The sequence below is a fragment of the Roseovarius sp. genome, from assembly GCF_040219995.1.
GTDB lineage: Bacteria > Pseudomonadota > Alphaproteobacteria > Rhodobacterales > Rhodobacteraceae > Roseovarius.
Map to the genome: position 1 here is coordinate 16,853 of NZ_JAVJUC010000004.1, position 25,381 is coordinate 42,233.

The 25,381-nt window shown below is 62.9% G+C and carries 25 protein-coding genes; 6 read left to right on the plus strand and 19 right to left on the minus strand.

The window, feature by feature from the left end:
* Window positions 1-56 precede the first annotated feature (56 nt).
* Window positions 57-1,070: a VPLPA-CTERM sorting domain-containing protein gene (locus RID11_RS00210; protein WP_350134699.1), complete on the minus strand. Its 1,014-nt coding sequence runs from the start codon at window positions 1,068-1,070 to the stop codon at window positions 57-59.
* Between the two features lie 100 nt (window positions 1,071-1,170).
* The gene (locus tag RID11_RS00215; RefSeq protein WP_350134702.1) at window positions 1,171-3,795 is read right to left on the minus strand and encodes an ATP-binding protein; all 2,625 of its coding nucleotides are present in this window, start codon (window positions 3,793-3,795) and stop codon (window positions 1,171-1,173) included.
* A 581-nt stretch (window positions 3,796-4,376) separates the two neighbouring features.
* Here RID11_RS00215 and RID11_RS00220 point away from each other — a divergent pair.
* Entirely contained in the window at window positions 4,377-4,739 is a 363-nt protein-coding gene (locus RID11_RS00220; protein ID WP_350134705.1) for a YybH family protein, read from the plus strand.
* Here the strand turns inward: RID11_RS00220 and RID11_RS00225 are convergent.
* Window positions 4,722-5,096, minus strand: coding sequence for a hypothetical protein (locus tag RID11_RS00225; protein ID WP_350134708.1), 375 nt, complete (start codon window positions 5,094-5,096; stop codon window positions 4,722-4,724). The genes RID11_RS00220 and RID11_RS00225 overlap by 18 nt on opposite strands.
* A 30-nt stretch (window positions 5,097-5,126) precedes the next feature.
* Between RID11_RS00225 and RID11_RS00230 the strand changes: the two genes are divergently transcribed.
* Entirely contained in the window at window positions 5,127-5,354 is a 228-nt protein-coding gene (locus tag RID11_RS00230; RefSeq protein WP_350134711.1) for a GNAT family N-acetyltransferase, read from the plus strand.
* 448 nt (window positions 5,355-5,802) lie between these two features.
* Here the strand turns inward: RID11_RS00230 and RID11_RS00235 are convergent, their stop codons facing one another.
* On the minus strand, window positions 5,803-6,501 hold the full coding sequence (locus tag RID11_RS00235) for a winged helix-turn-helix transcriptional regulator (protein WP_350134714.1): 699 nt from the start codon (window positions 6,499-6,501) through the stop codon (window positions 5,803-5,805).
* Window positions 6,502-6,682: 181 nt separating this feature from the next.
* Here RID11_RS00235 and RID11_RS00240 point away from each other — a divergent pair, with 181 nt between their 5' ends.
* The 3 genes from RID11_RS00240 to RID11_RS00250 are packed head-to-tail and all read left to right on the plus strand — an operon-like array spanning window position 6,683 to window position 7,566.
* Window positions 6,683-6,904 (plus strand): tautomerase family protein, encoded by a 222-nt coding sequence (locus RID11_RS00240; RefSeq protein ID WP_350134717.1) that lies wholly within the window; start codon window positions 6,683-6,685, stop codon window positions 6,902-6,904.
* A 33-nt stretch (window positions 6,905-6,937) separates the two neighbouring features.
* Window positions 6,938-7,144 carry a hypothetical protein gene (locus RID11_RS00245; protein ID WP_350134720.1) on the plus strand — a complete coding sequence of 69 codons (207 nt, stop codon included), beginning with the start codon at window positions 6,938-6,940 and terminating at the stop codon, window positions 7,142-7,144.
* A gap of 44 nt (window positions 7,145-7,188) precedes the next feature.
* Window positions 7,189-7,566, plus strand: a complete 378-nt coding sequence (locus RID11_RS00250; RefSeq protein ID WP_350134722.1) for a cupin domain-containing protein — start codon at window positions 7,189-7,191, stop codon at window positions 7,564-7,566.
* A 59-nt stretch (window positions 7,567-7,625) separates the two neighbouring features.
* On the opposite strand, the gene RID11_RS00255 is transcribed toward RID11_RS00250, so the two are convergent.
* A complete protein-coding gene (locus tag RID11_RS00255; RefSeq protein ID WP_350134725.1) occupies window positions 7,626-8,627 on the minus strand; it encodes a GlxA family transcriptional regulator in 1,002 nt (333 codons plus the stop codon).
* A 151-nt stretch (window positions 8,628-8,778) separates the two neighbouring features.
* On the opposite strand from RID11_RS00255, the gene RID11_RS00260 reads away from it, so the two are divergent.
* A complete protein-coding gene (locus tag RID11_RS00260) occupies window positions 8,779-9,075 on the plus strand; it encodes a nickel-binding protein (RefSeq protein ID WP_350134728.1) in 297 nt (98 codons plus the stop codon).
* 186 nt (window positions 9,076-9,261) lie between these two features.
* On the opposite strand, the gene RID11_RS00265 is transcribed toward RID11_RS00260, so the two are convergent.
* The 14 genes from RID11_RS00265 to RID11_RS00330 all read right to left on the minus strand — a co-directional run bounded on the left by RID11_RS00265 (window position 9,262) and on the right by RID11_RS00330 (window position 25,068).
* Window positions 9,262-10,092, minus strand: a complete 831-nt coding sequence (locus RID11_RS00265) for a class I SAM-dependent methyltransferase (RefSeq protein ID WP_350134730.1) — start codon at window positions 10,090-10,092, stop codon at window positions 9,262-9,264.
* Window positions 10,093-10,286: 194 nt separating this feature from the next.
* A complete protein-coding gene (locus RID11_RS00270) occupies window positions 10,287-10,580 on the minus strand; it encodes a hypothetical protein (protein WP_350134732.1) in 294 nt (97 codons plus the stop codon).
* Window positions 10,581-10,761: 181 nt separating this feature from the next.
* Window positions 10,762-11,745 (minus strand): alpha/beta fold hydrolase, encoded by a 984-nt coding sequence (locus RID11_RS00275; RefSeq protein ID WP_350134733.1) that lies wholly within the window; start codon window positions 11,743-11,745, stop codon window positions 10,762-10,764.
* 310 nt (window positions 11,746-12,055) lie between these two features.
* Window positions 12,056-13,453 (minus strand): hypothetical protein, encoded by a 1,398-nt coding sequence (locus RID11_RS00280; protein ID WP_350134736.1) that lies wholly within the window; start codon window positions 13,451-13,453, stop codon window positions 12,056-12,058.
* Between the two features lie 46 nt (window positions 13,454-13,499).
* Window positions 13,500-14,300 (minus strand): methyltransferase domain-containing protein, encoded by an 801-nt coding sequence (locus RID11_RS00285; protein ID WP_350134739.1) that lies wholly within the window; start codon window positions 14,298-14,300, stop codon window positions 13,500-13,502.
* Window positions 14,301-14,350: 50 nt separating this feature from the next.
* Window positions 14,351-14,722, minus strand: coding sequence for a nuclear transport factor 2 family protein (locus RID11_RS00290; RefSeq protein WP_350134741.1), 372 nt, complete (start codon window positions 14,720-14,722; stop codon window positions 14,351-14,353).
* Between the two features lie 85 nt (window positions 14,723-14,807).
* Entirely contained in the window at window positions 14,808-16,748 is a 1,941-nt protein-coding gene (locus RID11_RS00295) for a BTAD domain-containing putative transcriptional regulator (protein WP_350134744.1), read from the minus strand.
* A 203-nt stretch (window positions 16,749-16,951) separates the two neighbouring features.
* Window positions 16,952-18,250, minus strand: coding sequence for a branched-chain amino acid ABC transporter permease (locus RID11_RS00300; RefSeq protein WP_350134747.1), 1,299 nt, complete (start codon window positions 18,248-18,250; stop codon window positions 16,952-16,954).
* Window positions 18,247-19,257 (minus strand): branched-chain amino acid ABC transporter permease, encoded by a 1,011-nt coding sequence (locus RID11_RS00305; protein ID WP_350134750.1) that lies wholly within the window; start codon window positions 19,255-19,257, stop codon window positions 18,247-18,249. Before RID11_RS00305 ends, RID11_RS00300 begins: the two co-directional genes overlap by 4 nt.
* On the minus strand, window positions 19,258-19,965 hold the full coding sequence (locus tag RID11_RS00310) for an ABC transporter ATP-binding protein (protein ID WP_350134753.1): 708 nt from the start codon (window positions 19,963-19,965) through the stop codon (window positions 19,258-19,260).
* The gene (locus RID11_RS00315; RefSeq protein ID WP_350134756.1) at window positions 19,962-20,744 is read right to left on the minus strand and encodes an ABC transporter ATP-binding protein; all 783 of its coding nucleotides are present in this window, start codon (window positions 20,742-20,744) and stop codon (window positions 19,962-19,964) included. Before RID11_RS00315 ends, RID11_RS00310 begins: the two co-directional genes overlap by 4 nt.
* A gap of 94 nt (window positions 20,745-20,838) precedes the next feature.
* Window positions 20,839-22,011 (minus strand): ABC transporter substrate-binding protein, encoded by a 1,173-nt coding sequence (locus RID11_RS00320; protein WP_350134759.1) that lies wholly within the window; start codon window positions 22,009-22,011, stop codon window positions 20,839-20,841.
* A gap of 341 nt (window positions 22,012-22,352) precedes the next feature.
* On the minus strand, window positions 22,353-23,411 hold the full coding sequence (locus RID11_RS00325) for an extracellular solute-binding protein (RefSeq protein WP_350134762.1): 1,059 nt from the start codon (window positions 23,409-23,411) through the stop codon (window positions 22,353-22,355).
* Window positions 23,398-25,068, minus strand: a complete 1,671-nt coding sequence (locus tag RID11_RS00330; protein WP_350134765.1) for a chloride channel protein — start codon at window positions 25,066-25,068, stop codon at window positions 23,398-23,400. Before RID11_RS00330 ends, RID11_RS00325 begins: the two co-directional genes overlap by 14 nt.
* Window positions 25,069-25,381: the final 313 nt, after the last annotated feature.

The following is a 25,381-nucleotide window of genomic DNA, read 5'->3' on the forward strand; positions in this document are numbered from 1 at the left end:
CCTTTTGCAAAAGATGACCGTGAGGCCTGGGCGCCGCGCGTCTCCGCGACGCCCGGTCAGGCGCGCCGTCTGCGGAGGGCAAACAGCCCGCCCAGAGCGCCGAACAGCAGCACCGCGCTGGCAGGCAGCGGCACGACCGCAGGGTCGACGTCGAATTCGACCACGCTCACTTGTGAAAACCCGTAGGCCATGTCGACGGTCTGGCCGGGATCGACGGTCAGGCGGAAAAGGAAGTCGTGTTCCGCCGTCGCGGAGGCTTCGGTGAAGCCACCCGATCCGAGGGCCGAGGTTGCGGCGGTCAGGCTTATTCCCTCCACGCCCGAGGGTTGGGACACGAGGTTGGCATCCGCAAATCCGCCTGTCCCGATCTCGTCGAAACTGGTGAAAAAGGTGTCGAGCGGAATGTAGGTCAGGTTGCCTGCGGTGTGACCCGAAAACAGTATATCCCAGGAAGTTGCGGCGCGGGCGAAGCCGTCCCCGCCGGAGTACCGTGACAGCAGGAAAGCGTCGAAGTAGCCCTCGATGGTGAAGGTGATCGGGGCATCGGTCACGTTCTCATAGCTATTCGTCCGAGAGAGGCCGTAGGCACTCGTCGCCGCCGCGGCAACCGGATCGGATGTGATCCGGACCTGTGCCAGCCCCTCCCGGGTGACGTCCCTTGTTGCCAAGGCAAAGTTCACGATATCGTCCCCCTCATCCTGCGTGGAGGTGATAGAGCCCGAGACCCTGGCATCGGCGAACTCGGTCGGATCTGTGCGGTTGGTCCGATCCTGAATGTCGTAGGTAAAGGGTATCGGGGGAGAAGAACTCGCGTTGCCGATCTGAACATCGTTTTGCGTTATATTCACCGCATCCGGGTCATCCACCGCGCTTTCAATGGTTCTGTCTATCGTGGGACCGCTGACTGAAGCCACGATGCCGGCGGGCGATGCACCCGGCGCGGCCCCATCGATGGAAAAGCCGTGGCTGGCGGTGAGGAAACTGACCGCATCCACCGTGGACGCAAAAGATCCGCTGGCCATGGTGATGGCAATCGGAAAAAATGCGGCTGCTGCAATCTTTCGGGACATCAAATCATCCTTCCTGCTTGAGACATGTCATGAGTCACGATGCGGGAAGGCAGGGGGCACGTCTTCCGTGCCACCCCCTAATTTTCCAAGGCGCGGCCACTCAATTTTCGGGCGCGGGCAGGATCCAGGGTTCACTTTGGGCCAGCAGGGCGACCTCCAGCCGACGGTCGCAGCCCAGCTTGCGAAGGATGGAAGAGACGTGGTTTTCCACCGTGCGCACGGACCGGGACATCGCGTCGGCGATCTCCGCATTAGAGTGGCCCGCCACGACGAGTCTGAGCACCGTCTGTTCCTTGGCCGTGAGATCATAGGGATGGCTGCGGGCGGCGGAATAGGGGCCGCGGGCGAGTTTGGGCAGAGCGATTCCGTCGCCTGACAGGCGCCGCAGGGCGACCCGCGCCGACTTCGCCCCGGCCTCGGCAAAGAGTGCATCGGCCTCAGGCAGCCGGCCGGCTAGCACCAGCGCCCAGCCGGCGAGGTAGCGCGATTGGGTCCCGAGCAAGGCCGCGGCCGCCGCATCGTAGTCCCCGCGCACCAAAAGACGGAACGGCTCGGGAAGGTCGGCGCTGATCCTGTCAGCGGTTTTCGCACCCAGCAACTGCCGCCAGATCAGGTATTCGCCCTCCTTGGGCGGGCTCATCAGACCCGGCTCCATCGCGTCGAACCAGTCGAGCGATGGACGCGCCATGTCCGGCTGACCGGCGAGAAACGCGGCCTCCAGCGCAGCGACATGGGCCGCAACAAGGTATTGGGGTTCGTCGATCCTTTCGGCGCCCGAAAGCGCCGCTTGCAGAAGGTCCGCCGCATCGGCACTGCCCAGGCGCAGGGCAGAACGGGCGAGCACCAGCATCGCCGGCATCCGCATCAGAAGTGTTTGGCCGTCCCGGTCCAGCACTCCCTCGCAGATCATCGCTGCCTCTTCGCAGCGGTCCTGTTCGAAGCGAAGCTGCCCCTTTCGCCCGACCAGGTAATAGGTCCAGGCGTCGAGATCATGCCCTGTGTCAAAGGCGATCCCCTCCTCGATCAGCTCACTGGCCGAGTCGAGTTCGCGCAGTTCGATCAGGCATTCGGAAAGGTTGGTATAGGCCCGGGCCGCCTGTTCGTGGCAACCATGCTCGAGGGCGATGGAGAGGCTTTTGCGAAGGTGCGCCTCGCCCGCCCTCTCGCCCCGGAACATCATAGCCGAGCCCAGGGAATTGAGCGCATGTGCCAAGGTTTCGTGATCGGACACTTCACTTGCGAGTGCGGCGGCGCGTTGCGCCCAATCCCTGGCCTCCTCCATCCGGTCGCGCAGCATGAGGAACTGCGCCCGAAGCGCGTGTGACTTGGCCCGCGCGGCGACGGCATGGGGCGCCTGTCGTTCGAGGATGTCGATGGCCTCGTGGATCAGGTCGCCCGCGATGTTGGCCTCGCCCCGGTACCAGTGGACGCGGCTCAGCGCGGCGAGGTTCTCGCCCACCTTTTCGGACCGCCCCAGGCGGCGCCACAGGGAAATCGCGGTGCGCCGTGCCGCGATCACCTGATCGTCGATCTGCAGCGCGAGAGCCGCCTCATAGGCGAAGCTCTCGTAGATTTCCGCAGCGGTCGTCTCGTCCGCGCCCTCGATGTGGTCAAGCGCGGATTGGTAGTGCAATGCCGCTTCCCTGTGCGCGCCAAAGCCTGCCGCGATCTGCGCCGCGCGGTCGGCCGTGTCCAGGACCGCGGGCCCGTCCCCCGCCCCGACGGCGTGGTGGACTATACTGTCGAGTTCGGCATCACCGCGGTCGGAGGCCATGTAGGCGGCAAGGTAGCGGGCGTGGGCATCACGCCGCTTCGTCGGGCTGAGTGGTTCATAGATCGCACGGCGTGCAAGCATGTGGCGAAATTCCAGGGTGTCGTCGATGCGGCGCAGGAAATGTCGGCGGACCGACAACGCCACGAGATCGTCGAAACGGTCGCCAACCAGCGCGCGGGTGATGTCCTGCGGGATAGCCGCCGGACAACAGGACACCAACTCAAGAAACGACCGTAAATCAGCGTCGAGGGCGCTCAGCCTTGCGTGAACCGCATCGCTGACCGAGAGCGGCACATTGCGATCTCTTGCGCCGCCATTGACCAACTCCGTCACGAAAAACGCATTGCCGAGTGTGATCCTGTGCACCTCCTCGGGGGCAAGCCCGGATCCCTCCAGCAGGGCTGTGACCCCGTCCAGCGTCAGGGGGTGAAGCGCGACACGCTCGACGATGGCGGAGGGGATCGCACCAAGCGCGAGACGCAAAGGGTGCGTTTCGTCCACCTCTTCGTCCCGGAAGCTGCCGATCAGAAGAACGGGCAGTTGCGCAATCCTGCGCCCGATGAACTTGAGCCAGTCCAGCGATTTGTAGTCCGCCCAATGCAGGTCCTCGAGCACGATGACCACCGGCTGCCGCGCCTCGAGAAGCAGGTCGAGAAGTCCATCGAACAGGTCGGTGTCGTTGCGCATCGTTTCGACGCCGAATTTCAGCATCCGCGCCACGTCCCGGACGGCCCCAAGAGGCCGCGGCGTCGCGAGAAGCTCGCAATGCCCGATGGCGACCCGCTGCCCGGGGTCGAGCCCTTGCAGAAAGGTTCCGATTGCGGTGGTCTTGCCGATCCCGGCCTCGCCGTGGATCATCACGATACGGCCGCCGGTTTCGCCCAGCGAACAGTATGCCCGACCGAGGATATCAAGGCAGTGGGCGCGTTCGACGACTTTCGTGACCGACATTCGAATTCCAGACCGCCCGCAACTATGGAACCAATCGAACTTGACGTATGGTCAACACATCCCTTTCCGACGTCAAGGTGTTTCGCGATGGCAGGAGTAGGTCAGAGGTCGTGCATCGGCTGAACCTCGCCGATCACGGCGAACCATCCCATCTGCTCATCAAGGCATAGATCGCGCTCGTCCGGGATCGGACGATCTGCGCGCCGCTCCATATTGAGGAGGACAGCATCTGGCGTCTCGGCCGTCTCATGATCGAGCGTGATCCTTTCGACTTGCCGTAATGGAAAACCGACCGCGCGGGTCGGCCGCCCAAGAGCGTTTCGAGGAACTGCCTATGTCGGCGGCGTGTCTTACCTTGCATTCTTGCGATGCGATCGATGAGCTGTGGCAATGCGCAGAGGGTGGAGTTTTCAAAGTCATGGCCGTTTCCCTACACCGGACCTGCGTGCTATGTGCAGCGCTTTCGGGCTCTGAGTCCATTCTTGCCTCCCGCCTTTTCCGTCGGCTTGGCATAATCCTTTTACTTTGTCTTACAATTGGTTCAGCATCTCCCCAAAGCGTTTGAGGGGCCGAGAGCACCAATGGCGACGACTGACGAAATGCGGGTGCTGCTTCAAAAGTATCTGGAGGCCTACCGTAAAAAAGATGCCGCAGGATGTGCGGCATGCTTCGCGTCGAACGCTGTGTTGTACTCTTCCTATGCAGCGCCTGCTGAGGGCCGCGACGCAATTGAAGATGTACATCGTGATTGGGTCTCTGAAGGTGGTGCTGACAAGACGCTGGATATTTTACGCGCAGGTTCTGACAGGGAAAGCTCTTGGTGCGTTGCGCGTTTTTCCGAAGGCGATCCGCCAAACGAAGGGTTTTCATTGAATGTATTCGAACGCGATGAAAACGGAGCTTGGTTGATTTCCGTGAGCAGCCTCTCAGAGTACGAAGGCTAACCCAAAGGTAATGTTCAAGAGCAGGTCAATATGAAGGTAATAGCGGCGAATCCTGCTCAATTCGAAGCCGTTATCAAGCTGATGACGCATTGCTTTATTGACGATCCCGTGTGCCGATACCTCTACCCGAGCACGTCCCAGTATCTCGAGTTTTTTCCTGAATATGTGCGCATTTACGGTTAGAAGGGCGTGGAGCGTGGCGGGGCCCATATTTGCGGTGACCGTGGCGCTGCGCTCTGGGTTCCACCGGATGTCCATCTTGACGAAGAGGCACTCGATGCCCTTTTGACGCGTAGTGTTGCGCCTGAAGCTAAGGCTGAACTCTTCGATGTCTATTCTGAGTTTGATCGTGCACACCCATCAGAGCCTCATTGGTTTTTACCGTTGATGGGCGTTGATCCGTTTATGAAGAAACGGGGCATTGGTGCGGCATTGATGATGCATGGATTGAATATGTGCGATCAGGACGGAACGATCGCCTACCTCGAGTCAACAAAGCCAGAGAACGTCCCATTTTACGAGAGGTTTGGCTTCAGATCACACTACACAATAGATGTGGGCGGTCACCCAAAGGTCGTCACGATGGTGAGACCAGCGAAGAAGGCAAATCCGTAGGAAGAAGGTCGACAAGCAGGGTGCGCGAAGGTTAGCCACAGAGAGCGCGCCCTTACTCCGAAGAGGTTGGCGGCGTTGGCCGTGCTGCGAAAGCCCCTTGCCGGGATCGATCAGGACGACCTCACAGAACCGTTCGAACTTGGCTCGGCGCGCGACTGGCGGCGGAGGCGACCACCGCCCTCGGCGCGACCGGCAACAAAGCCCTGATCACGCTGACGAAATCGGGGGCATCACCAGCCTGTAACCCTCATCAGACTGCGTCGAGAAAGCTGGTCTGGAGGTTAACGCTGGATTTAGCCCATGATCCAGAACTCGCCGCGACCCTTCCGCACAGCGCTGCTGTTGTGATGTTTGAACTCGACCGACCCGTCCAACCGGCTGTCGAAGCGCGTCAGAAACTGCCGTAGGATATCCCGTGAACAGCCATCCAGCGGCACCTACTTTGCGCTCAGCCTACCAGTTTTTCCTGGCGGGCGAAGGGGCTGAGGCCCAGCCAGGTCTGCATGGAGCGGATCAGGCCCGACGAGCCCACCAACAGCAGCGCCTCGCGGTCGAGGGCGTCGGCGACCGACCGCAGGCCCATCCAGATTTCCGTCATGGTGCGCAGATCCACCGTGGCAAAGAGGTCCACGTCGAATCCGGGGTCGATGTGGCAGAGGTCAACCGTGCGGTCTGGCTCGACGATCAGCCACCACTTGCGTTGCGCCGGGGGAAGTTCCGGGTAGACAAACTCGATCACCACGCGCCGGTCCGGAACCGGATCCGTGTCCAGGTTCCGTCGCATGTCCCACATCAAAAGCTCCGGGTCGAGGTTCTCCAGCGATGGCTCGGTCTCCACCCATTTTTGACCCCACATGCCGATGGCCTCGATCACCGGCTGAAGGTCGCGCCCGGCCTGGGTCAGCCGGTAGGCATTCACCTCGGGCACATCAGACAGCCGCTCGCGCGTCACCACACCCGCCGTCTCCAGTTCGCCCAAGCGTTTCGACAGCAGGGTTGGCGACATGCGCGGAACGCCCCGGCGCAGTTCGTTGAAGCGGGTCGATCCGGCAACCAGTTCACGCAGGAGGACGACGGTCCAACGGGTGCAGAGAACCTCTGCCGCCATCGCGACCGGACAGAATTGCTTGTAGCTCGCATTGGTCATTGAGTGCCTCCTTTCCTGTGCACAGCCTGACATGTCGACCCCGCTTCTGGCCAGTTCAGAACCTGTACCAGGGCAGATTCAGTTCGTGAACTGGCCTGACGGCAGACGTGGATGCCATTCTACGCACATGCCGGATCAGTCCGGCACACACAGAACCGCTTGAAACCAATGGAGAAAGCAAATGCCTCTAGTCGATATCGAACTGATCGAAGGTGTCTTCGACGATGACCAGAAACAGCGGATGATCCGGGACGTTACCGAAGCGATGGTCGGCGTCGAGGGCGAGGCCCTGCGCGGCGTGACCTGGGTCCGGGTGCAGGAAATCCCCAGTGGCGCATGGGCCATCGGTGGCAAGCCGCTGACTGCGGATTCCGTCAGGGCCGCGCGGTCCGAACCCGCCTGAGCAAACGCAACAACAGACCGGAAAGGCGCAGCCATGCCCCACGAGGACTTTCGGACCGTGATGTTCTGCGAGCGCCTCGGCGGTGCCGTCGGTATCCGCCGGATCGTCGACGGCACTTTTGCGGCCCGTATGAGCAATTCATTGATTGGCCACCGGCTTCAGCATGAAGCCATCCGGCCGGAATGCGCCGAGGTTGGGGCGACTCAATCCTCCCTGAAACCCGAAATCAACCATGTATGAGCGGACCGGCCCCGACGGCCGAGCCGCAGAAAGACAGGAATGACATGACACCACAGATTGAAACCCGTCGCTTTGAAAGCCCCGACGACCGTCTCGACATGAAGGCGCAGGGCGGCATCGACATCGTCAAGACCGCGCGGGGCTCGACCGGCATGCACGCGGTGTTCGAGCCCGGATGGACCTGGAAGGCGGACGAGAAACCGCTTCTTGGGTCGCCTGACACCTGCCCGATGCATCACACCGGCTACTGCCTCTCGGGCAGGCTGGTGGTCCGGATGGTCGAAAGTGGGGAGGAAACGCCGATCACCAAGGGCGATTTCTTCGAGATTCCACCAGGCCATGACGCCTGGGTGGCAGGCGATGAGAGAGTTGAAATGATCTTGTTCGAAGCGCAGGACACGCACACCCATGATCCGGCGTAACTTGGGTGGTTGCCTCTTTGAGGTCGAGGTGAACTGCGCCCGCATCCCCGCTCGCGGTTTCATACATCGCGCCGTCGAAAACGGTTGCGATAGGCAGACGGTGTTGTCCCGCTGTGGCGTTTGAAAACGCGTCGGAAAAAGGCGACATCCTCGTAGCCCACCGACAGCCCGACCTGCTCGATCGACGGTGCTCCGTCTTCGAGCATTTTCCGTGCAGCCGCGACGCGCAGCATCTGCAGGTAGGCGCCGGGCATTTGGCCTGTGGCCTGCTTGAACCGGCGCACCAGATTACGTCGGCTCATGCCCGCAAGGTCCGCAAGTTCCGTCACTGGAACGTCGCGGTCGAAATGCATGCTGAGGTGATGTTCGACCGCGCGGACACGCTCGTCGTCATGGGGTCGTGCCAGTGGCAGCAACGCGTAGCCGGACTGGTTGGTTCGCGGCATGTCGAGAAGCAACGCCTTGGAGCATTCGATCGCCACGCTGCGGTCGCAGAAGCTTTCGACGAGGTGCAAGCTGAGGTCGCTTGCGGCGTTGACGCCGCCGCCGCAGTAGAGCCCGGCATCTGCGGTGATGAGCAGGTCCGTCCGCCAGTCGACGTCGGGATAGCGTTGCCGGAAGTCTTCCGCCACGCCCCAGTGCGTTGTGGCCTGTCGTCCATCGAGCAGGCCGGCTTCAGCAAGAAACGCGACGCCGGAGCAGACCCCGGCGATCCGCGTTCCGCTGTGGTATCGCTCTGACAGCCAGGGCGGGAGCGCGGCGTGACGCGACATCCACTCTGCGGGCACCGGACCTGAGGCCGACACCATGACGAGATCGACCGGACCGAGATTCGCGATGGCCCGGTCAGGCGCGATGTGCAGGCCATAGGCGCTCTTGACGGGGTTTCCGTCAATTGATGCGGTGGTGACACGAAATCGTGGTTCCGGCTCGGCACCACACATCTCGTTCCACATGGTGCCGGCCGCCGCAAACACCTCTATGGGGCCAACCGCCGTCGAAGCGTAGCCTTCGTTGACGAGAACAATCGCGACATCCAGCTTGTCGTCATTCCTTGTCATGGTACTGATAATGCCATGACGCGCCAACGGATTCACCCTCTGGGCGGATAGATGGCACGATCGTCCCCGGATTCTGTCCGCATGGCCGGGTGCCAATATGCACGATCCGAACCCATTCTCTCCCTGCGAACGAAGCAAGGAGGAGACAACTATGGAACTCTACATCATCCGCCGTCACCGCATCTGGTCAAGCGAGGACGAACTCGCCGCAACCAACCAGAAGTCGCTGGAGGTCGGCGAGGAGATGAAAGACCGGCTCCGCTGGATCCGCAGCTACGCCGTGACAGAGGAAGACGGCCGCATCGGGTCGGTCTGCATCTACGAGGCCAGCGACCGTGAGGCGATCCGCGAACACGGTCAACGCATCGGCGCGCCCAGCGATGATATCCGCGTGGTGCGCGGCACCGCCGTCAAGCGGGACGACCCCGAGCCGGTAAGCGCAGTGTGACGAGTTACACGTCGGTAATGGGTCGGTAACGCGTCGGTAATGCGTCGGTAACGCATCATGTCCGACAGAATGCGGCACGCAGCCTAGCGGTGCGTGCCGCATCCAATCCTGGACCCATTCTTGTCGTCGAGATGCATCGGTACCGCCGTACCTCCGGGCCTTGGGCCAGAAGGCGAGGCTGCGCGGTCATCGCCGGCTTCCGGCGACGACGAGGTAGTCGCGCGGCACGCAGACGCCGAGATCAGTGGAGAAGCCGTCGTGGAAGTCAATGAACTCGCGCTTCAGCGCGCTGGCATCTGTCGCGTCCAGCTTGCCGACGAGTGTGCGCAGGGGGCCGTAGCCCTCAACGAAGGTTCGCCAGGCGGCGTCGCCGTCGGGTTCCCGGTAGAACGACGTGCCCTGTTCGAAAGCAAGGTCGAAATGCTCACCGAGGAGTGTCGTTACCCGCTCCCGGCTGCCCCACTCGAAAGGCGATGGGGGCGGTGTCCCCGTAGGTTTTGGCATGTAGCTTTTCATGATCTTGAACATCTCGAAGACGTTGCCGTCGGGTGTCCATGTGGCCAGCGCGATGCGTCCGCCGGGCTTGCAGACACGCGCGATCTCAGCGGCGGCATCCTCGGGGCGCTGGACGAACATCACCCCGAAGCTCGACATGACCGCGTCGAAGGACGCGTCCGGGTAGGGCAGCGCCTCAGCATCGCCTAGATCGAACGTGATGTCGAGGTTTCGCGTTCGGGCCATTTCGCTGGCCGCGGCCAGCATGTCGGGCGCGAAATCCACACCCGTCACCCGGAACCCACGTTCGGCGAGCCGCCGTGCGGCCCAGCCAGTGCCGGTCGCTATATCGAGAACACGCCCGTCCTTGGGCGGGACCAGCCGGTTTGTGCAGTGTTCGATTGCATCTAGAATGCCACGGCTGATCTCGTCATAGGCCCCGCCCGGGCTGGACCACGTGGCAGACGGGGCCGCATTGTGACTGCGAATGGGCGTGTCGAGAGTGTCGGTTGTATGTGTCATGGTTTCCTCCGTTGAAAGTGCTGGTCGTCGGGCTGAATGTGATCAAACAGCGTGGAACGGTTCCTCTCTTCGGTTGGCGTTTGAGGAGGACGCAATATTCTGGGCCGTTATTCAGCACCGGTTTCTTTCGTCGGCCTGCGCAATATCGTGGAGACGGCGACGTTGCACCGAAGGGGCCGGCCTGTCAGTGGGCATCACAGGCCCAAGTCAGCGAGGAACTCTGCCCGTTTACCGGGGACAGTGTTCCAGTATTCACGGGCAAGGGCGCGGGCCTCGTCCGACGTCAGGCCAAGCTTGCCAGCGACACGGCTGCAATTGCCGAAAAGGCCATTATAGACGCCGCACATGGCAAGCGCATTCGCGTCGCCGAGCATGGCAAACTCTGCGGTCGGTACCGGGTTGGTGTTCGTACTGGTACCGATCAGGGCGAGGGAAGGCGTTGCAGCGGCGGACGCGGCAACGGCAGCGGCAGTTATCAGGGTCTTCATAAGCTATCCTTTCTTGCCATCGGTTTGGAGGCATCACGCGTGCGCGGTGCACGGCTCCTCCGGAATGTCGATGACACAAGGATGGCGCAGAGAAGACCTGCGCGCATGAGGTGGTGGTCCTATCGCGGTGCTTCTTTTTTGAAGTTTAAACGTCGATATCGGGACGTTTGTCCCGGTCTGGTCAGTCGCGGCCAACACCAGCGTCACGGGCCAGCACAATCGCCTGCGCCCGGCTCCTGACCTCCAGTTTCGAGAAGACCGTGGTCATGTGATTGCGAACCGTCTTCTCCGATATCCTCAGCAGGTTTGCGAGGTCACGGTTGCTAAGACCGCGTGCGACACCCTCAAGCACTTGCGCCTCGCGCGCCGTCAAGCTGTCGAGCGCGGTCTCGCTGATCCGGGCAGCAGAGGCCTCAGGTTCGAGAAATCTTTCGATCTCGCGGCAGAACGTCTCCCATGCATTTTCGTTTGGAAGAAGAATGTGGTTGTTGGTTTCGAGCGGCACGAAATGCGCATTCGGTATCAGCGACGCGAGTTGGCGACCGGCCTCAAACGGGACCATGGCGTCGCGGCGGCCGTGGAACACCAGGGTCGGCGCCGCTATGTCGGCTGCGACATCGCGGATATCGAACCCGTTGAAGGCGTCCCACATCAGCCGCGCATTGCGCGCCGAGGCGCTGCGCCGCTGCATCTCGCCGATCCATTGCAGCGCGTCCTTGCCCGCCTCGGGCATCAACAGGTTGGCGAAGACCTCCCGAAAGGCACTCGTTTTCTTGCCCCAGCCCACTTCGATCATCTCGGCCAAAGCGCGCGCTTCCTGAACCAACCGGTCCGGCACACCTTGGGCAAAGGCACCGAACGGGTAGCTGTCGTAGAGAATGAGGCGGCTGACCCTGTCGGGATGCCGGGCGGCATAGGCGGCCGCCACTGCCCCTCCCTGGCACAGGCCAATCAGTGGAAAGCGTGTCAGACCGGCGCATTCGACCACAGCATCGAGGTCGTCAAGCCAGCGGTCCATTGAGAAATCGTCAACATTACGGTCGGACAGCCCGGAACCGCGCGGATCATAGCGAATGAGGGTGCGACCGTCGGACAGAAAGTCGAACCAATGCCGCCAGACAGCGCTCTGCCGATCGAGGTCGAGATGGGTGAACCAGTTTGCCACCCGAACTATAGGTGGTCCCTTGCCGGACTGGGCAAGCGCGATCCGAACGCCGTCCGCCGATGTGCAAAATCCGACATGCTGTTTCATGGTCGTAGTCTACACGCCCCCAATACTTTGATAAAGCGACAGGTGGTGAGGGGCTTTCCGGTGCCCCTCCTTGCCATGTGCACCGTAAGCGTGTCGGTCATGTCGATTTGCTCGGACATCCGCACCGGACGCCGCGGCTGGTCCACCTGCTACAAGCGAAAGCACCCACGTTCGACCCACGGCATCCTGCCGCCGCCGTTTGTCCGATGGCAGTGCAACAAGATCATGCCCAATTCCGATCGTGGTTGGCGTGGGTTTGCAAGTACGCCCCAGGGCCGAAATGGGTGTCGTAGAACCCGGTGTCGAGCTGATGCGCTTGCAGATACATCAGCGTGTGGATCGCCGGGACGGTGGCCGGAAAACGGCCAAACTCGGAATAGAGATATTCTGCCATCAGCGCGACGCAACCCACAAAGTCCTCGCCCATCGGTGCCGCGGCTCCGCGAACGCCGTCATTGTCCCGGTAGGGACCATCGGTGCCCGCATTGAACGGCCCGCCGAGGCCGAACTTCCTGTCCACGACGGCCTCGACTGCGGCGTGCATGGAGGGGTAATGCGGCGGCGTGTGGCCTTCGAAGACACCCGCGCGCCCGGTGAAATGCGGCAGCGGGTTGTCCTTGATCATGTCGAAGCGGAACCCGAGGCCCGGGACGTCGGGATCTCCGCTTGCGCCCAGCACGGTGAACGGGCTCAGCCCTTCATATATCCAGCCGCCCAGTCCCAGTGCCTGAAGCATCAGCGCACCGGCATAGCAGGCGGTCGCGGATTCGACCGTCACCTCCGTGACGCCCAACTGCTCGACATAGGAAAGCGGATAAGGGTTCTCGACATCGACGAGGTTGGCAAAGCGGTCGATACCCGGAATCGACCGGCCGTTGATGTCATCATGGATGCAGGCGCCGTTCTGAACCAGATAGCACAGCACCAGGATCATGTGCTGCGCGAGGTCGGCCACCGGGATGATCAGCGTGCTGCCGGGCACGTTGGCGCACCATGCGTTGTGCATCTCCATGTGCTGCGGCGCGCGCGGGATCTCCAGGCGCTGCCCGTCGAGCGTCACGATGCGTTCACGATGGGCCTCGACCCATCCGGCCAGGTCGGTTTCGCCCTCCAGCGTCCCGGTCGCGGCCATGTCGCGGGTCGGCAAGAAATAGGTACCATGGTCGTCGGTGAAGAAGAATTCCACGGTGTGATAACCAGCGGCGGACGGAAACGACCGGCCACCAGCCGCAGCGGCATAATTCGGGATATGGGGTGCGTAGAAGCGGTTGTGCGGGATCAGGTTCGCCCAGCCGGTATTTCCGGTGACAGTCGCCAGCAGAAGCATCTGTTCGGTGTCGTTCAAGGGTTGAGGGTCCTCGGCTGATGCGTAGGTGAGCGGGCCATGCGGGATCTGCGCGCCCCTGGCGAAACGGCGCGACCGGCGTCCGTGGATTGCCTCGACCAGCGGAAAGCGGGCTGCGGTCCGAAGGCCGTCGGAGACCTGGGAAAAGCCCTCGAGGTGCAACCGGCCCCGCGCCTTGAGTGTGTCGGCCCGGGCCCGAAAACCCAGTCCGGCGGCCACCGCACCGGCCCCCAGCATCGCGGTTCCCAGCACCCTTCTGCGTGTCAAACGTGTCATCGTCTTGCTCCTTTCCTATCCTGCGCGGTCTGTCGGGTGGCAGCGATCACGGTCGCCGCGCGATCGCGGTGACGAACGGGTTGAAGCCGTAGAGCGTTCCGGCGTCGATCCGGCGCTGGCATTCGGCGATAAGCGCATCCGCGAGCGGCTGCCCGATGATCCCCTCTGCAACGAGGGGTCCGGTCGCGAATTTCGTCCAAACCGGGCCACCGTGACCTTCGAGGTCAAGCCGGGTTTCGGTCCGGAAGATTTCGGTCTCGAACCCGGTCTCGGTCAGCAGCGGCCGCAGACGCCCGGCAAGCCACGGATCGGTCACGAAATTCCGCGAGAACCCGATGGCACAGGCCTCCAGCGGGTCATCCGGGCAGAGCGCCAGCGAGAGCCGCGAGAAATCGGCGTCGCAGACCACCACCTGCCCGCCGGGGCGTAGGACACGAAACGCTTCGGCCAACAGCGCCTGCGGCTGCGTGACGTGGCTCAGAACGGTGTGCAGGATCACCGCATCCACTGACGTGGCGTCCATTGGCTGCCGCGCCCCGTCGCAGACCTCGAAGGCGAGGTTGGGGATATCGTGGCCACGGCGGCGGGCGTCCTCGATCAACTCGGTGGCCGGGTCGGTGCCGATCACCTGTGTGCCGGGGCTGTGCCGCGCCGCCGCCCGCGCCACGGGCCCGGTGCCACAGCCGATTTCCAGCAGCGTGCCCCCGTCGGGCCAGTCGAGATCGGCAAAATAGCGATCGATGACTTCGGTCATCGCCGGATCGTCAGCCCGGTCCTCGAGCGCGTCGATGATCTGGCCGATCATCTCGTCACCGGCGGCGGAAACATCCTGAAACGGGTCTGGCATGACATACCTTCCTTTCTTTCGGCTGGTCGGTTTGGCGCGGCAGACGGCCCTCAGGCGACCGTTGCCCAGGATTTGCAGGTGATGCGCCAGCCCTCACTGGTCCGCACCAGCGTGAAGAATTCGCGCGCGTCACCACCGAAGAAGTCGCGCTCGTATACGCGGGCAAGGGCGACGTCGCCGGCAATCTCCACATCCTCGATCTCGACCCGGTGGTCGTCGCCGGTCGCACCGGGTTCCAGTTCGGCGGCGGCCCAGTGGAAGAGCGTTTCGATCGGCGCGGCCATCTGATCGTCCCCGAAATCGCCGAACATGCTGGCGTGTTCGTGGAACGCTGATCTGAGCAGCGCGACATCGGCGGTTCGCATTCCCTCTACGTAACGGTCGATGGTGTCACGGATCGGGGCGTCGTCGGGGGCCAACATGGTCTTGTCCTCCTGTCTTGCGATGTTGCGACTGGCCGGAGTGAAATCGATTCGCGTTGGAAAACCGTTGGTCTCGCGTGCAGGGTCAGTCGGCGATGCCGGCAGCGCGCAGGGTATCCGCGAGGTCGTCGCGTATCTTGGGGTCGCTAAACCCGAGCGGGGCAACGAGATCGCGCACCCGCACAGCGGGGACCAGAAGGTGGAGCGCACCGACCTCCTCGCGCGCCTGCTCCACCTCTCCCAGATGCATCAGGGCGGCGATCTCAAACGCCTTGCTCTGGTCGTTGGGTTGGGACATGCGACAGAGCGCCAGACAGGCCTCCCGGCAGTTGCCCCGCAGGTATTGCGCCATGCCGAGGCCCCAAAGGTACCAGTCCGGATGGAACGGGTTCAGCCGCATGGCACGCTCCAGCCGCGCGACCGCCTCCTGCGTCCGTCCCTCGAACATCAGCGGCCAGGCGCAGTTGGCCAGCGCGTCGGAATTGTTGGGATTGAGTGCGAGTGCATGATCGAAACAGTCGAGCGCCGCAGTATTGTCACCCGCGGCAAGATTGGCGGCGCCAAGCGCCCAATGCGCAAAGTCGAGATCTGGGTCCAGGTCCACCGACTTTCGCGCGTGCGCTTCGGTCCGGGCAATGGCGTCACCGGGATCTTCGGTCCAGCCCATATAGACCTCGAAGAACCAGGTCCAAGCCAGCCAGCCATGCGCCAGCGCTGAACCGGGCGACAGGTCCAGCGCCCGTTCAAAATGGCCGCGCGCGGCACGCATTTCGTCCTTGAGGAATTTCTCCTTCAGCATCATGCCGCGCATCAAGTGGTCATGCGCGTCGAGCTCGTCGTCCGGCTTGGCGCAGGCGTGCCGTGCTTCGCTGCGCTGTACCACGCCCTTGTAGCCGCGCAAGGTCGCGACGATCTGGCCTACCACCTCGTCCTGAACGCTCAGAATTGCGCCGCGCGGCCGGTCATAGCGCTCGCTCCAGACCACCGCGTTGCGCAAACCGTCAGTTAGTTCCACGTCCAGCCGCAATCGTTCGTCATCGAGGCGCACGCGCCCCTCCAGCATGTAGCGCACACCAAGTTCGCAGGCGATTTCGGCGGCACCCAGCATCGTTTCGCGGTACGCATCGGCCGAGTCGCCGGCGACGACAAACAGCGCCTGATCACGCGCCAGCCCGGTGCGCACATCCGCGGCCAGCCCGTCGACCAGGTGCGTGTTGGTCCCGCCGGTCATGTCGGCGAAGGGCATGACGACGATGGAGGGCTTCAAGGGTCGCCGGAAAGCCGCACGCGGAAGGCGATCATCGGCCTGCCGGACATGCTCTGCCAGCCGTTCGGTCGCAGGCTCTGGCAGTGTGTCCAGCTCTGCTGCCAGCCTGTCGCGGAAGTTCGCATAGTGCCTGAGCGCCTGTGCCCGCCGACCAAGGCCGCTCAGCGCCCGCATAAGACCGCGACAGGCGGTTTCGCTCATCGGATCAAGAGCGAGGCCCTGTTCGGCCGCACACTGTGCCGTCTCGAACCACCCCCAGGCCAGGGCCGCCTCCATATCGGCGACCGTTCTGTTCAGCGCGGCATCGCGCATGCGCGCCCGCTCCTCCGCGCACCACTGATCGAAACCGGGGGTGCCAATCTCGAGCCCGACCAGGAAATCATCCGGCCGGTCCCGTGTATCCTTCGGTACGGTCTTGCCGCCCTCGACATCGGTTGCCAGCGACGCCGGATCGATCGAGACCCGGTGCCGCGTCTGCCGCACGATCCTGTCGGCAGCCGGGCTCAGCGCGCTGCGCATTTCGTGCAGGGTGCCGCGCAAGGCGCGCCGCGTGTCCCGGTCGCTACGATCAGGCCAGAACCGCTCGGCCAAATCATCCCGAGCAGCGCCGGCGTCGCCGCGCCGTACGAGGTAGACGAATAGCGCCAGTGCCTTGCGTGTCGGAAACCTGACCGGAGTTCCATCCGCATCAAATACCTGCGGCCAGTTCGACAGCCGGACAAAGAACGATCGCCGATCACCTGCGCCACTCCGTGTCATGGCGTTTAATTCTACCAGACACCCCGTCCGTGGACAAATCCAGCCCGCGGGATCAAACCCATTGGGGCCAAGGACAGCGGGCTGGTCATTCGCCGGGGGCGAATTGAGATGAACGCCGGGAACTGGCTCATCAACCTGCGCAACACGGGCTCTCGGGTTGAATGCCGTGCATGGCAGGTGGCCAGCCTCTCGGCGGTCCAACGCTAGCGTTCAGGTATCAGGCCCTTTGGCGCGAACCGCATGACAACAAGAAGGATCGTGCCCATCATCAGGTAGCGCATGTAAGCCGCGCCGCCGATCAGGTGCTGTGCCAGATCCGAGTCTTCGCCCAGCGGCCAGGTGACCGTCGCCATGAACCAGTTGCCGAACGGTTCGGCCTGGACCCACAGGAACCAGATGATGAAACCGCCAAGGACGGCCCCCCAGTTGTTGCCGGAGCCGCCAAGGATCACCATCACCCACACGAGAAAGGTGAACCGCAGCGGGATATAGCTCGTCGGCGTGAGCTGACCCTCCAGCGTGGTCAGCATCGCGCCCGCGACACCGCAGGTGAAACAGCCCAGCACGAAGGTCTGAAGGTGACGCGCCTTGACGTTCTTGCCCATGGCGGCGGCGGCGTCGCGGTTGTCGCGGATGGCGCGCATCATCCGCCCCCAGGGCGAGCGCAGCGCGCGTTCCGCAAACCACATGATGATCGCCAGAACGGCGATGAACAGCGCCGCGTAGCACAGCTTGACAAAAAGGCCGGCGGCATCAGAGATATCCGCGGTACCAAAGAAATTGGCCAGCGAGATGAACCAATCCTGTTCTACCAGATCGACCTCGTAGGGGACCGGGCGTGGGATGCCGGTGACGTTCTTCACACCGCGCGACAGCCACTCCTCGTACTTGATGACGGCGATGATGATCTCGGCAATGCCAAGCGTGGCAATGGCCAGATAGTCGGCCCGCAGCCCCAACGCGATGCGCCCGATGAACCAGCCCGCCCCGGCGGCGACAAGGCCGCCAATCGGCCAGGCCAGCACCACCGGCAAGCCAGCACCGCCGAGATAGCCGCTTAGCGCCGGGTTGATCGACTCGATCGCGTCGGTCGCCGGGCCGAAGAAATACCCGATGACGAAATAGCCAGCCAAGAGCAGGATCAGCGTCACGGGCAGCTTGAGGGCCCGTGGCACAGCACGCCGTGCAAAGATGATCGCGGCCACCGTGCCGATCAGGCTGAGGACCGAGAGCGCGATGTCGCCGCCGGCGACGGCCCAAGCCTCGGTGACCGGCGGCATGGAAACCAGCACCGCCGTCAGCCCGCCGAGCGCGGTAAAGCCCATGACGCCGACATTGAACAGGCCCGCATAGCCCCACTGCATGTTGACGCCCAGTGCCATCACGGCGGAGATGACACAGAGATTGAAGATGCCGAAGGCAACGTTCCAGCTCTGGTAGAAGCCGACCATGATCAGCACCAGGCCCATGAGGCCGTACAGGAGCGCAACCCTCTGCGTCATATCACTTTCCCGCGGATGATGCCTGTCGGCCTGATCAACAGGACCGCGACAAGGATGATGAAGGAGACCGCGAACTTGTAGTCCGTCGACAACAGCTGGACGAGGCCGTCCGGGGCCCAGCCCTCTGGGCCGAGATAGGCCAGGAACTTCTTGAAGGCATAGGTCACCATCACCTCGGAAAAGGCGACGATGAAGGCCCCGAGGATCGCGCCAATCGGCTGGCCGATGCCGCCGAGAATGGTCGCGGCGAAGATCGGCAGCAGGATCTGCAGGAAGATGAACGGCTTGTAGGTCTTGTCGAGGCCGTAGAGCGTCCCTGCGATGGCCGCGAGCGAGGCGGCGATGATCCAGGCGATCATCACCACACGCTCGGGATTGATGCCGCACAGCAGCGCCAGATCCTCGTCATCCGAATAGGCGCGCATCGCCTTGCCCGAACGCGTTTTCTGCAAGAACCAGAACAGCCAGGTGACGACGACAAGGGCGACCACGACGGTGATCACCTGGCTCTGCTTGATGGCGATGCCCTCGTCGAGGCCGAGCAGGTCACGCGACTCGAACGCGCCGATGATGAAACGCTGACCGTCGGCGAAACTCTGGTCGGCCGGTCCGATGATGATACGGATTAGCCCGGCCAGCACGAACATAACGCCGACCGAGACAATGGCGAAGACGATCGGGTTGGAGCGCTGCCGTCGGTAGAAGCGGAACACCATGCGGTCCGTGAGCAGGGCCATGCCGATAGCCGCCAATATGCCGATCGGCAGGGCCAGCAGCGCCGTGGGCAATGGCGCGATGCTCACTCCCATGCCCTGAAGGCCCCATGTCACGAGGATTGTGATCATGGTGCCGAAGGACATCAACTCGCCATGTGAGAAGTTGGCGAATTTCAGGATACCGAAGATGATGGTGACGCCGAGCGCCCCCAGGGCAAGCTGCGCGCCATAGGCCGTCGCCGGAACAACGACGAAATTGGCGAACAGTGCAAGTGCGTTAAGGACCTCCATTCATCCCCCCAGAAAGGACCGGCGCACTTCTTCGTTGGCAAGAAGCGCTTCGCCCGTGTCGGTAAATCGGTTACGGCCCTGAACCATGACGAAGCCGTGATCGGCGATCTCCAGCGCCTGGCGCGCGTTCTGTTCGACCATCAGAATGGCGACCCCGGTCTTGGCGATCTCCAGGATCTTGTCGAACAGCTCATCCATCACGATGGGCGAGACCCCGGCAGTCGGCTCGTCGAGCATCAGAAGGTCCGGGCGCGTCATCAGCGCGCGGCCGACGGCCACCTGCTGGCGCTGCCCGCCGGACAACTCGCCCGCCGGTTGGTTGCGTTTCTCGGCCAGGATCGGGAACAGGGCAAAGACCTGCTCCTTGGTGTCCTCGATCTCGGTGTCCTCGCGGATAAAGGCCCCCATTTCGAGGTTCTCTTCCACGGTCAGCGAGACGAAGACGTTGCGGTTCTGCGGCACGAAGGCCATCCCCTGCGGCACCCGGTCCTGCGGGGCAAGTTTACTAATGTCCTTGCCGTTCAGCGTGACCGTGCCCTCACGCAGGTCGAGCATGCCGAAGACAGCCTTCATCGCCGTCGACTTGCCAGCACCGTTCGGGCCGACGACGACGGCGATCTCACCTTGCTCCACCGTGATGGTGCAGTCGTGAATGATGTCGGCACCGCCATATCCGCAGGTCATGCCGGTCGCGCTCAGAAAACTCATGCTGGCGCCTTCCGCTCGTGCTTGCGGCCCGTGCCGAGATAGGCCTCGATGACCTCTTCGTTGTTCTTGACCTCCTCGATCGTGCCTTGGGTGAGGAGCTTGCCATCGGCCATGACGATGACGGGGTCACAGAGGCGTGCGATGAAATCCATGTCGTGCTCGATCAGGCAGAAGGTATAGCCACGCTCCTCGTTGAGGCGCTGGATCGAGGTGGCGATGGTGTTCAAAAGCGTGCGGTTCACCCCGGCGCCCACCTCGTCGAGAAAGACGATCTTGGCATCCACCATCATGGTGCGGCCAAGCTCCAGCAGCTTCTTCTGGCCGCCCGAGAGATTGCCCGCAAGCTCGTCCTTCAGATGGTCGATCTCGAGGAATTCGATCACGTCCAGCGCCCGCTCGCGGTTCTTCGCCTCGATCTCCCTGACCCGGCCGAAATTGAACCAGCTGTGGCGCAGCTGCTCGCCCGGCTGATCGCCGGGCACAACTAGCAGGTTCTCCAGCACGGTCAGCGTCGAGAACTCATGCGCGATCTGGAAGGTGCGCAACAGGCCCTTGTGGAAAAGCTCGTGCGGCTCGAGTCCGGTCACGTCCTCGCCATCCAGATAGATCGTGCCTGAGGACGGCGGAAAGACGCCCGCGACGATGTTGAACAGCGTCGTCTTGCCAGCACCGTTTGGGCCGATCAGTCCCGTGATCGAGCCCTTCTTGATCGACAGCGAGACGCCATCGACCGCACGGATGCCGCCGAAATTCTTGGCGACGTTTTCGACGGTTATCATTCGAACAGTCCCGGTTTTCGGAGAAGAAGAACCGGCTGGAGACGACGGTCCCCAGCCGTTCCTGTGACAGGCAGGCCGTCGTTCGACGACGCCTTCAGTGGTACATCACCGTTTCGAACTTGCCGCCCTTGACTTCCGTCTCGCGGAAGCTGCCAGCGGACTCGCCCGGCTCGATCAGCTCCAGCGCGGTGCCGCCGACATAGTCGATCTCACCGCCGTCGGCGAGAATCTTCAGCCCCTTGGCAAGCTCACCGGGATAAATCTTCTCGCCCGGTGCGTTGGCGACGTCGAACACCTTGTCCTTGTAGACGGCGCTGTCGGTCGAGTCGGCAGCCTGCATGGCGAGCAGCATGATCGCCGAGGCGTCGTAGGCCTCGGGCACATACGGGTCGTCGCCCTTGAAGTCCTTGCCCTCGGCCAGCTCGGCCAACATCGAGGCCCCAGGGCTGTCAGTGCCCGGATTGGTGCCGATGGAGCCGTCCAGCGCCTCGCCGAAATGATCGGTCAGCGCCTCGCCAACCATGCCGTCCGGCAGCACGAACTTGCCGAAGGCGCCGGTATCGAGCGAGGCCTGGATCATGCCTTTGCCGCCCTGGTCGAGGTAACCCGCCACGATCAGCACTTCGCCACCGGCCGAGGCCAGCGTTCCGACCTCGGCAGAGTAGTCGGCCTTGCCGTCCTCATGCGCCGCGACGGCGGTGATCTCGCCGCCAGCGTCCTCGAAGGCCGCCTGAATCGCATCGGAAAGACCCTTGCCGTAGTCGTTGTTGGTGTAGGTCAGCGCGGCCGAAGAGATGCCGCGACGCTCGAGGATGTCGGCGATGATCTGGCCCTGACGCGCGTCCGAGGGCGCTGTGCGGAAGAAATAGCCACCGTCTTCGATCGTCGACAACGCCGGCGAGGTGGCCGACGGTGAAATCATGACGATACCGTTCGCGCGCACGACGTTGTTGAGCACCGCCGTGGTGGCACCAGAGCAGGTGGCCCCGTTGATGCCGTGAACGTTCTCGGACGTTATCAGGCGCTCGGCCGCGGCCGTGGCAGCGGCGGCGTCGATGCAGGTGCTGTCGCCGCGCACCGTGACAACCTCGCGGCCACCGAGGAAGATGCCGCTGTCCGACACCTCCTTGATCGCCATTTCGCCGCCCAGTGCCATCGGTTTGACAAGCGACTCGGTCGGGCCCGTAAAGCCCTGCATCATGCCGATCTTGACCGGTTCCTGCGCCGAGGCGCCCGTTGCGACGATCGCCCAGAACGCGGCCGACATAATTGTAGACAGATTTCTCATGGTTAGACCTCCCCTATGGTTATACGTCTGTCGGTCGTTGAATAGGGAGTATACATAACGAGACTGATGTTTCCACCCATCGCCGTGTATCGATTTCTCGACCGGCGGAGAGGGCAATTGATCTCGATGCTGCGCCGCCTCAAGGTCGCGCTCCGAACCAAGACGTCCAACACCGCGCCATGCGCCGACGACAGCAAGGCGCAGAAAGCCGCCGCAACATGGCTTAAAAAGGTGAAACCGAAGATATGGAAGAAGGTACGGGTGTGGATTGAACAGGCGACTGCATGGCACTCCGGATCAAGAGACAAACTGCGATCGGGTCACTCTGACGCGTCAAGCCAGCTGCGGAAACGGCGCTGGCGCAACTCTTCGGTATTCGCGTACCAACCGCTATCGCGAACGAGAACGCGGCCACCATGCTGTGGAGCGTTCGGCAGATAAGCGCGCATCGGCAGGCCCAGATCAGGGCTAAGCCCGATCCGGTCAAATGCGGACCGGCGTGTCGGACCATAGGGGATACGCGTGGCAAAGCGCGCCATGCTGACAGGTGTCGTCGCGTGGGCGATGAAATCGCGCGCGGCATCGGGCGCATCGGTGGTGCCAGCAATCGCCCAGACCTCAATCCCGATGATGCGGCCATCCCAGACAATACTGATGGGTGCCCGGTCACGCTGTGCAATGTCGAAGAACCGGCCGTTGAAGCCCGCTGCCATCACAGCCCGGCCGTCCTCGAGCATTTCGGCGGGCTTCGCCGGGTCGTCCCACCAGATGATTTCCTCGCGGATGGCATCAAGCCGTCGGAACGCCAGCCTCAGTCCGCGGTCGGTGCTGAGCAGGCCGTAGATCTGTTCCGGGGGCACACCCTCTGCCAGCAGGGCCCATTCGAGAATGCCATCCGGACTGCGCTGAATCGCGCGCGGACCGGGAAACCGCCTCGTGTCGAAGAAATCCTCGATGCGTGTCGGCTTGACCCCCGGAAATGCGCGGTCATCGAATGCCATCACGCGGGCATAGGCGTTCTGCGGCACGGCGCACCGGTCGGGCCCGACCGGTGTGAAATCCTGCAGCGCCTCCGGAGAAAAGAGCGCGCGCGGGTCGATCTCCAGCAACAGGCCGCGCGCGCAGGCGACGCGAGCCTGGTCGGCCAGCATGTCGATCACGTCCCAACTCTCGTTAGCACCGCGCTCGGCCAGGGCGGTCCAGGTTCCATCGTAGACGTCCACCTCGATGTCGTGGCCGGTGTCCTCTGCGAAGGGCGCGATGATGGCCTGTCGTTGCGCGGCCTCATAGGCCCCGCCCCATGACACGATCGTCAACTCGTCCGCGGCCAAAGGGGCCGCGCTCAGCGCACAGGCCAGACAGAGATCAGATAGACGCATTCTCTTCCTTTCGCAGACGCGCCGATTCATCGAGCCAGGCCGAAATGAGATCCGCCTCCGATACCGCGCCAAGGTATTTCCCGCTTTCGCCCGACACGACAGGCACCGCATCACCGACGAAACCACGCAGGCGCTCCATCGCTTCAGCAAGATCGGTGGTATCTTGAAAGATCAACCTGGCCGCCACGGTCCCTGCCTCGAGATCGCCGATATCGCCATGGGCGGCGGGCGTGAATACGCCCAGCAGCGCGCCGTCCCGGTCCAGAACGAAAGCTTCGCGCCATCCGTGCTCATGCAAACGGTTCGTCACATCTGACGGTGTATCATCCTCAGTGGCAGTCACCGCATGGGCTTGCAGGTAGTCAGCAACCTTCAGCGCTGCGAGATGTGCGTGATCCCGCCCCTGCGAGAAATCGATGCCGCGGCGGGCCAGTTGCACGTCGAACAGGGACCGGCCGAAAGCGCGATGCGACACAAGGTTGGAAAACACGACGGCGACCATCGCAGCGATGGTGACATCGTAATTTCGGGTCAGTTCGAACACGATCAGGATGCAGGTCAACGGTGCCCCGATCACGGCACTGGCAAACCCCATCATGCCACAGATCGCGTAGATCGCCGCACCGGAACTTGGCACGCCCGCAACGCCCGAGGCCATGGTCCAGAAGAACACGCCGATCAGGCACCCGATCAGAAGAGACGGGCTGAACGCGCCGCCTGAGAAGCCAGCGCCGATGCAGAGCGCGGTCAGCACGGTCTTGGCGACGATCAACACGATCACTTCGCCCAACCCGAAGGCACCGTCGATCGTGGCAAAGCGCAATGTCGATGTGCCGATGCCCAGCACGTCCGGCAGAGCCAGCGCCGTCAGACCGACCGCGAGACCCGCCATGGCGGTGCGCAACTCAGGCCGCTTGATCCACCGTGCCAACGAGGGTCCGATTGCCATAAGCAGGTGCATGAAGACGATGGCCCCCAATGCCACGAGAAGGCCCAGAGCAGCCACAAGGACGAATTCGTAGCCATGTGCGATGCCGGGGGATTCGATCCGGAACAGGGCGGGCCGCTCGAAGATCACATTGGCGACAACATAACCAGTGACCGACGCGACCGTCACCGGCGCAAAGGCGCGGGTGGCGTAATGGCGCAAGACGACCTCATGCGCGAAGAGAACACCCGCAATCGGTGCGTTGAACGCAGTCGATATCGCGGCAGCCACGCCGCAGCCAATCGCGATACTGGCCAGATTAGGCACGCCGAGGCGCAGACGCCGCGCAAAGCCCCCGAAGATCGCGCCGAGATAGACCATCGGCCCGTACTGGCCAACCGAGGCGCCCGCGCCCAGCGAAAGAGCGGCGGTTCCGGTCGAGATCAAGCCGCTGCGCAGGCCTGGAAGCGGTTTGTGGAACTGCACGGCCTCGATCACGTCCGGCGGGCCCAGCGGTCGCCCGGCGGGTGACAGGTGGCGATGAACCAGCCCCACGATGAGCCCGCCCAACGTCGGCACAAGGACCGTGACCGTGGCCACGAGCCAGGGAAGGCTTTCCCATTGCACCCGCGCTCTGGGGGCGACCAGCAATCCGGTGTTGAGCAGCGACACCAGTTCCACCAGTGCGATGGCCGCCAGCGAGGCCGCAGATCCGACGGCGAGCGCCACGCTGGTCAAGACAAGCAAGCGAAAAAGCGCAGGCGCCGGATTGGTGTTTGGTCCCGTAATCATCCCCAACGAGCCTGAACCACTTGCGACAATGGCGCAATGCCGCCGCAAGCGCGATGCAAACCAGACCGCCGAGTCAGGATCTCGACAAGGGCGACAACATCTCCTCACATTGGCAGGTCATTACCCAATTGGCCGAACGCGTGGTGTCGTTTTGTTTCAGTGTATTGCACCAAAGCCCCCCGAAAGACGGGCGCAGATCTCCGCATGAATTGGCCAAAAGATGCTTCTATGAGCGCGGATTTCACGTGAA

What these genes read in the sequence shown, in the direction of transcription:
- RID11_RS00255 (WP_350134725.1), bottom strand. Translation starts at nt 8,627, where the DNA reads ATGACAAGGAATGACGACAAGCTGGATGTCGCGATTGTTCTCGTCAAC.
- RID11_RS00280 (WP_350134736.1), bottom strand. Translation starts at nt 13,453, where the DNA reads ATGACACGTTTGACACGCAGAAGGGTGCTGGGAACCGCGATGCTGGGG.
- RID11_RS00235 (WP_350134714.1), bottom strand. Translation starts at nt 6,501, where the DNA reads ATGACCAATGCGAGCTACAAGCAATTCTGTCCGGTCGCGATGGCGGCA.
- RID11_RS00300 (WP_350134747.1), bottom strand. Translation starts at nt 18,250, where the DNA reads ATGACGCAGAGGGTTGCGCTCCTGTACGGCCTCATGGGCCTGGTGCTG.
- RID11_RS00210 (WP_350134699.1), bottom strand. Translation starts at nt 1,070, where the DNA reads ATGTCCCGAAAGATTGCAGCAGCCGCATTTTTTCCGATTGCCATCACC.
- RID11_RS00260 (WP_350134728.1), top strand. Translation starts at nt 8,779, where the DNA reads ATGGAACTCTACATCATCCGCCGTCACCGCATCTGGTCAAGCGAGGAC.
- RID11_RS00230 (WP_350134711.1), top strand. Translation starts at nt 5,127, where the DNA reads ATGGGCGTTGATCCGTTTATGAAGAAACGGGGCATTGGTGCGGCATTG.
- RID11_RS00305 (WP_350134750.1), bottom strand. Translation starts at nt 19,257, where the DNA reads ATGGAGGTCCTTAACGCACTTGCACTGTTCGCCAATTTCGTCGTTGTT.
- RID11_RS00270 (WP_350134732.1), bottom strand. Translation starts at nt 10,580, where the DNA reads ATGAAGACCCTGATAACTGCCGCTGCCGTTGCCGCGTCCGCCGCTGCA.
- RID11_RS00285 (WP_350134739.1), bottom strand. Translation starts at nt 14,300, where the DNA reads ATGCCAGACCCGTTTCAGGATGTTTCCGCCGCCGGTGACGAGATGATC.
- RID11_RS00315 (WP_350134756.1), bottom strand. Translation starts at nt 20,744, where the DNA reads ATGATAACCGTCGAAAACGTCGCCAAGAATTTCGGCGGCATCCGTGCG.
- RID11_RS00295 (WP_350134744.1), bottom strand. Translation starts at nt 16,748, where the DNA reads ATGACACGGAGTGGCGCAGGTGATCGGCGATCGTTCTTTGTCCGGCTG.
- RID11_RS00215 (WP_350134702.1), bottom strand. Translation starts at nt 3,795, where the DNA reads ATGTCGGTCACGAAAGTCGTCGAACGCGCCCACTGCCTTGATATCCTC.
- RID11_RS00245 (WP_350134720.1), top strand. Translation starts at nt 6,938, where the DNA reads ATGCCCCACGAGGACTTTCGGACCGTGATGTTCTGCGAGCGCCTCGGC.
- RID11_RS00310 (WP_350134753.1), bottom strand. Translation starts at nt 19,965, where the DNA reads ATGAGTTTTCTGAGCGCGACCGGCATGACCTGCGGATATGGCGGTGCC.
- RID11_RS00320 (WP_350134759.1), bottom strand. Translation starts at nt 22,011, where the DNA reads ATGTCGGCCGCGTTCTGGGCGATCGTCGCAACGGGCGCCTCGGCGCAG.
- RID11_RS00290 (WP_350134741.1), bottom strand. Translation starts at nt 14,722, where the DNA reads ATGTTGGCCCCCGACGACGCCCCGATCCGTGACACCATCGACCGTTAC.
- RID11_RS00265 (WP_350134730.1), bottom strand. Translation starts at nt 10,092, where the DNA reads ATGACACATACAACCGACACTCTCGACACGCCCATTCGCAGTCACAAT.
- RID11_RS00220 (WP_350134705.1), top strand. Translation starts at nt 4,377, where the DNA reads ATGGCGACGACTGACGAAATGCGGGTGCTGCTTCAAAAGTATCTGGAG.
- RID11_RS00240 (WP_350134717.1), top strand. Translation starts at nt 6,683, where the DNA reads ATGCCTCTAGTCGATATCGAACTGATCGAAGGTGTCTTCGACGATGAC.
- RID11_RS00325 (WP_350134762.1), bottom strand. Translation starts at nt 23,411, where the DNA reads ATGCGTCTATCTGATCTCTGTCTGGCCTGTGCGCTGAGCGCGGCCCCT.
- RID11_RS00250 (WP_350134722.1), top strand. Translation starts at nt 7,189, where the DNA reads ATGACACCACAGATTGAAACCCGTCGCTTTGAAAGCCCCGACGACCGT.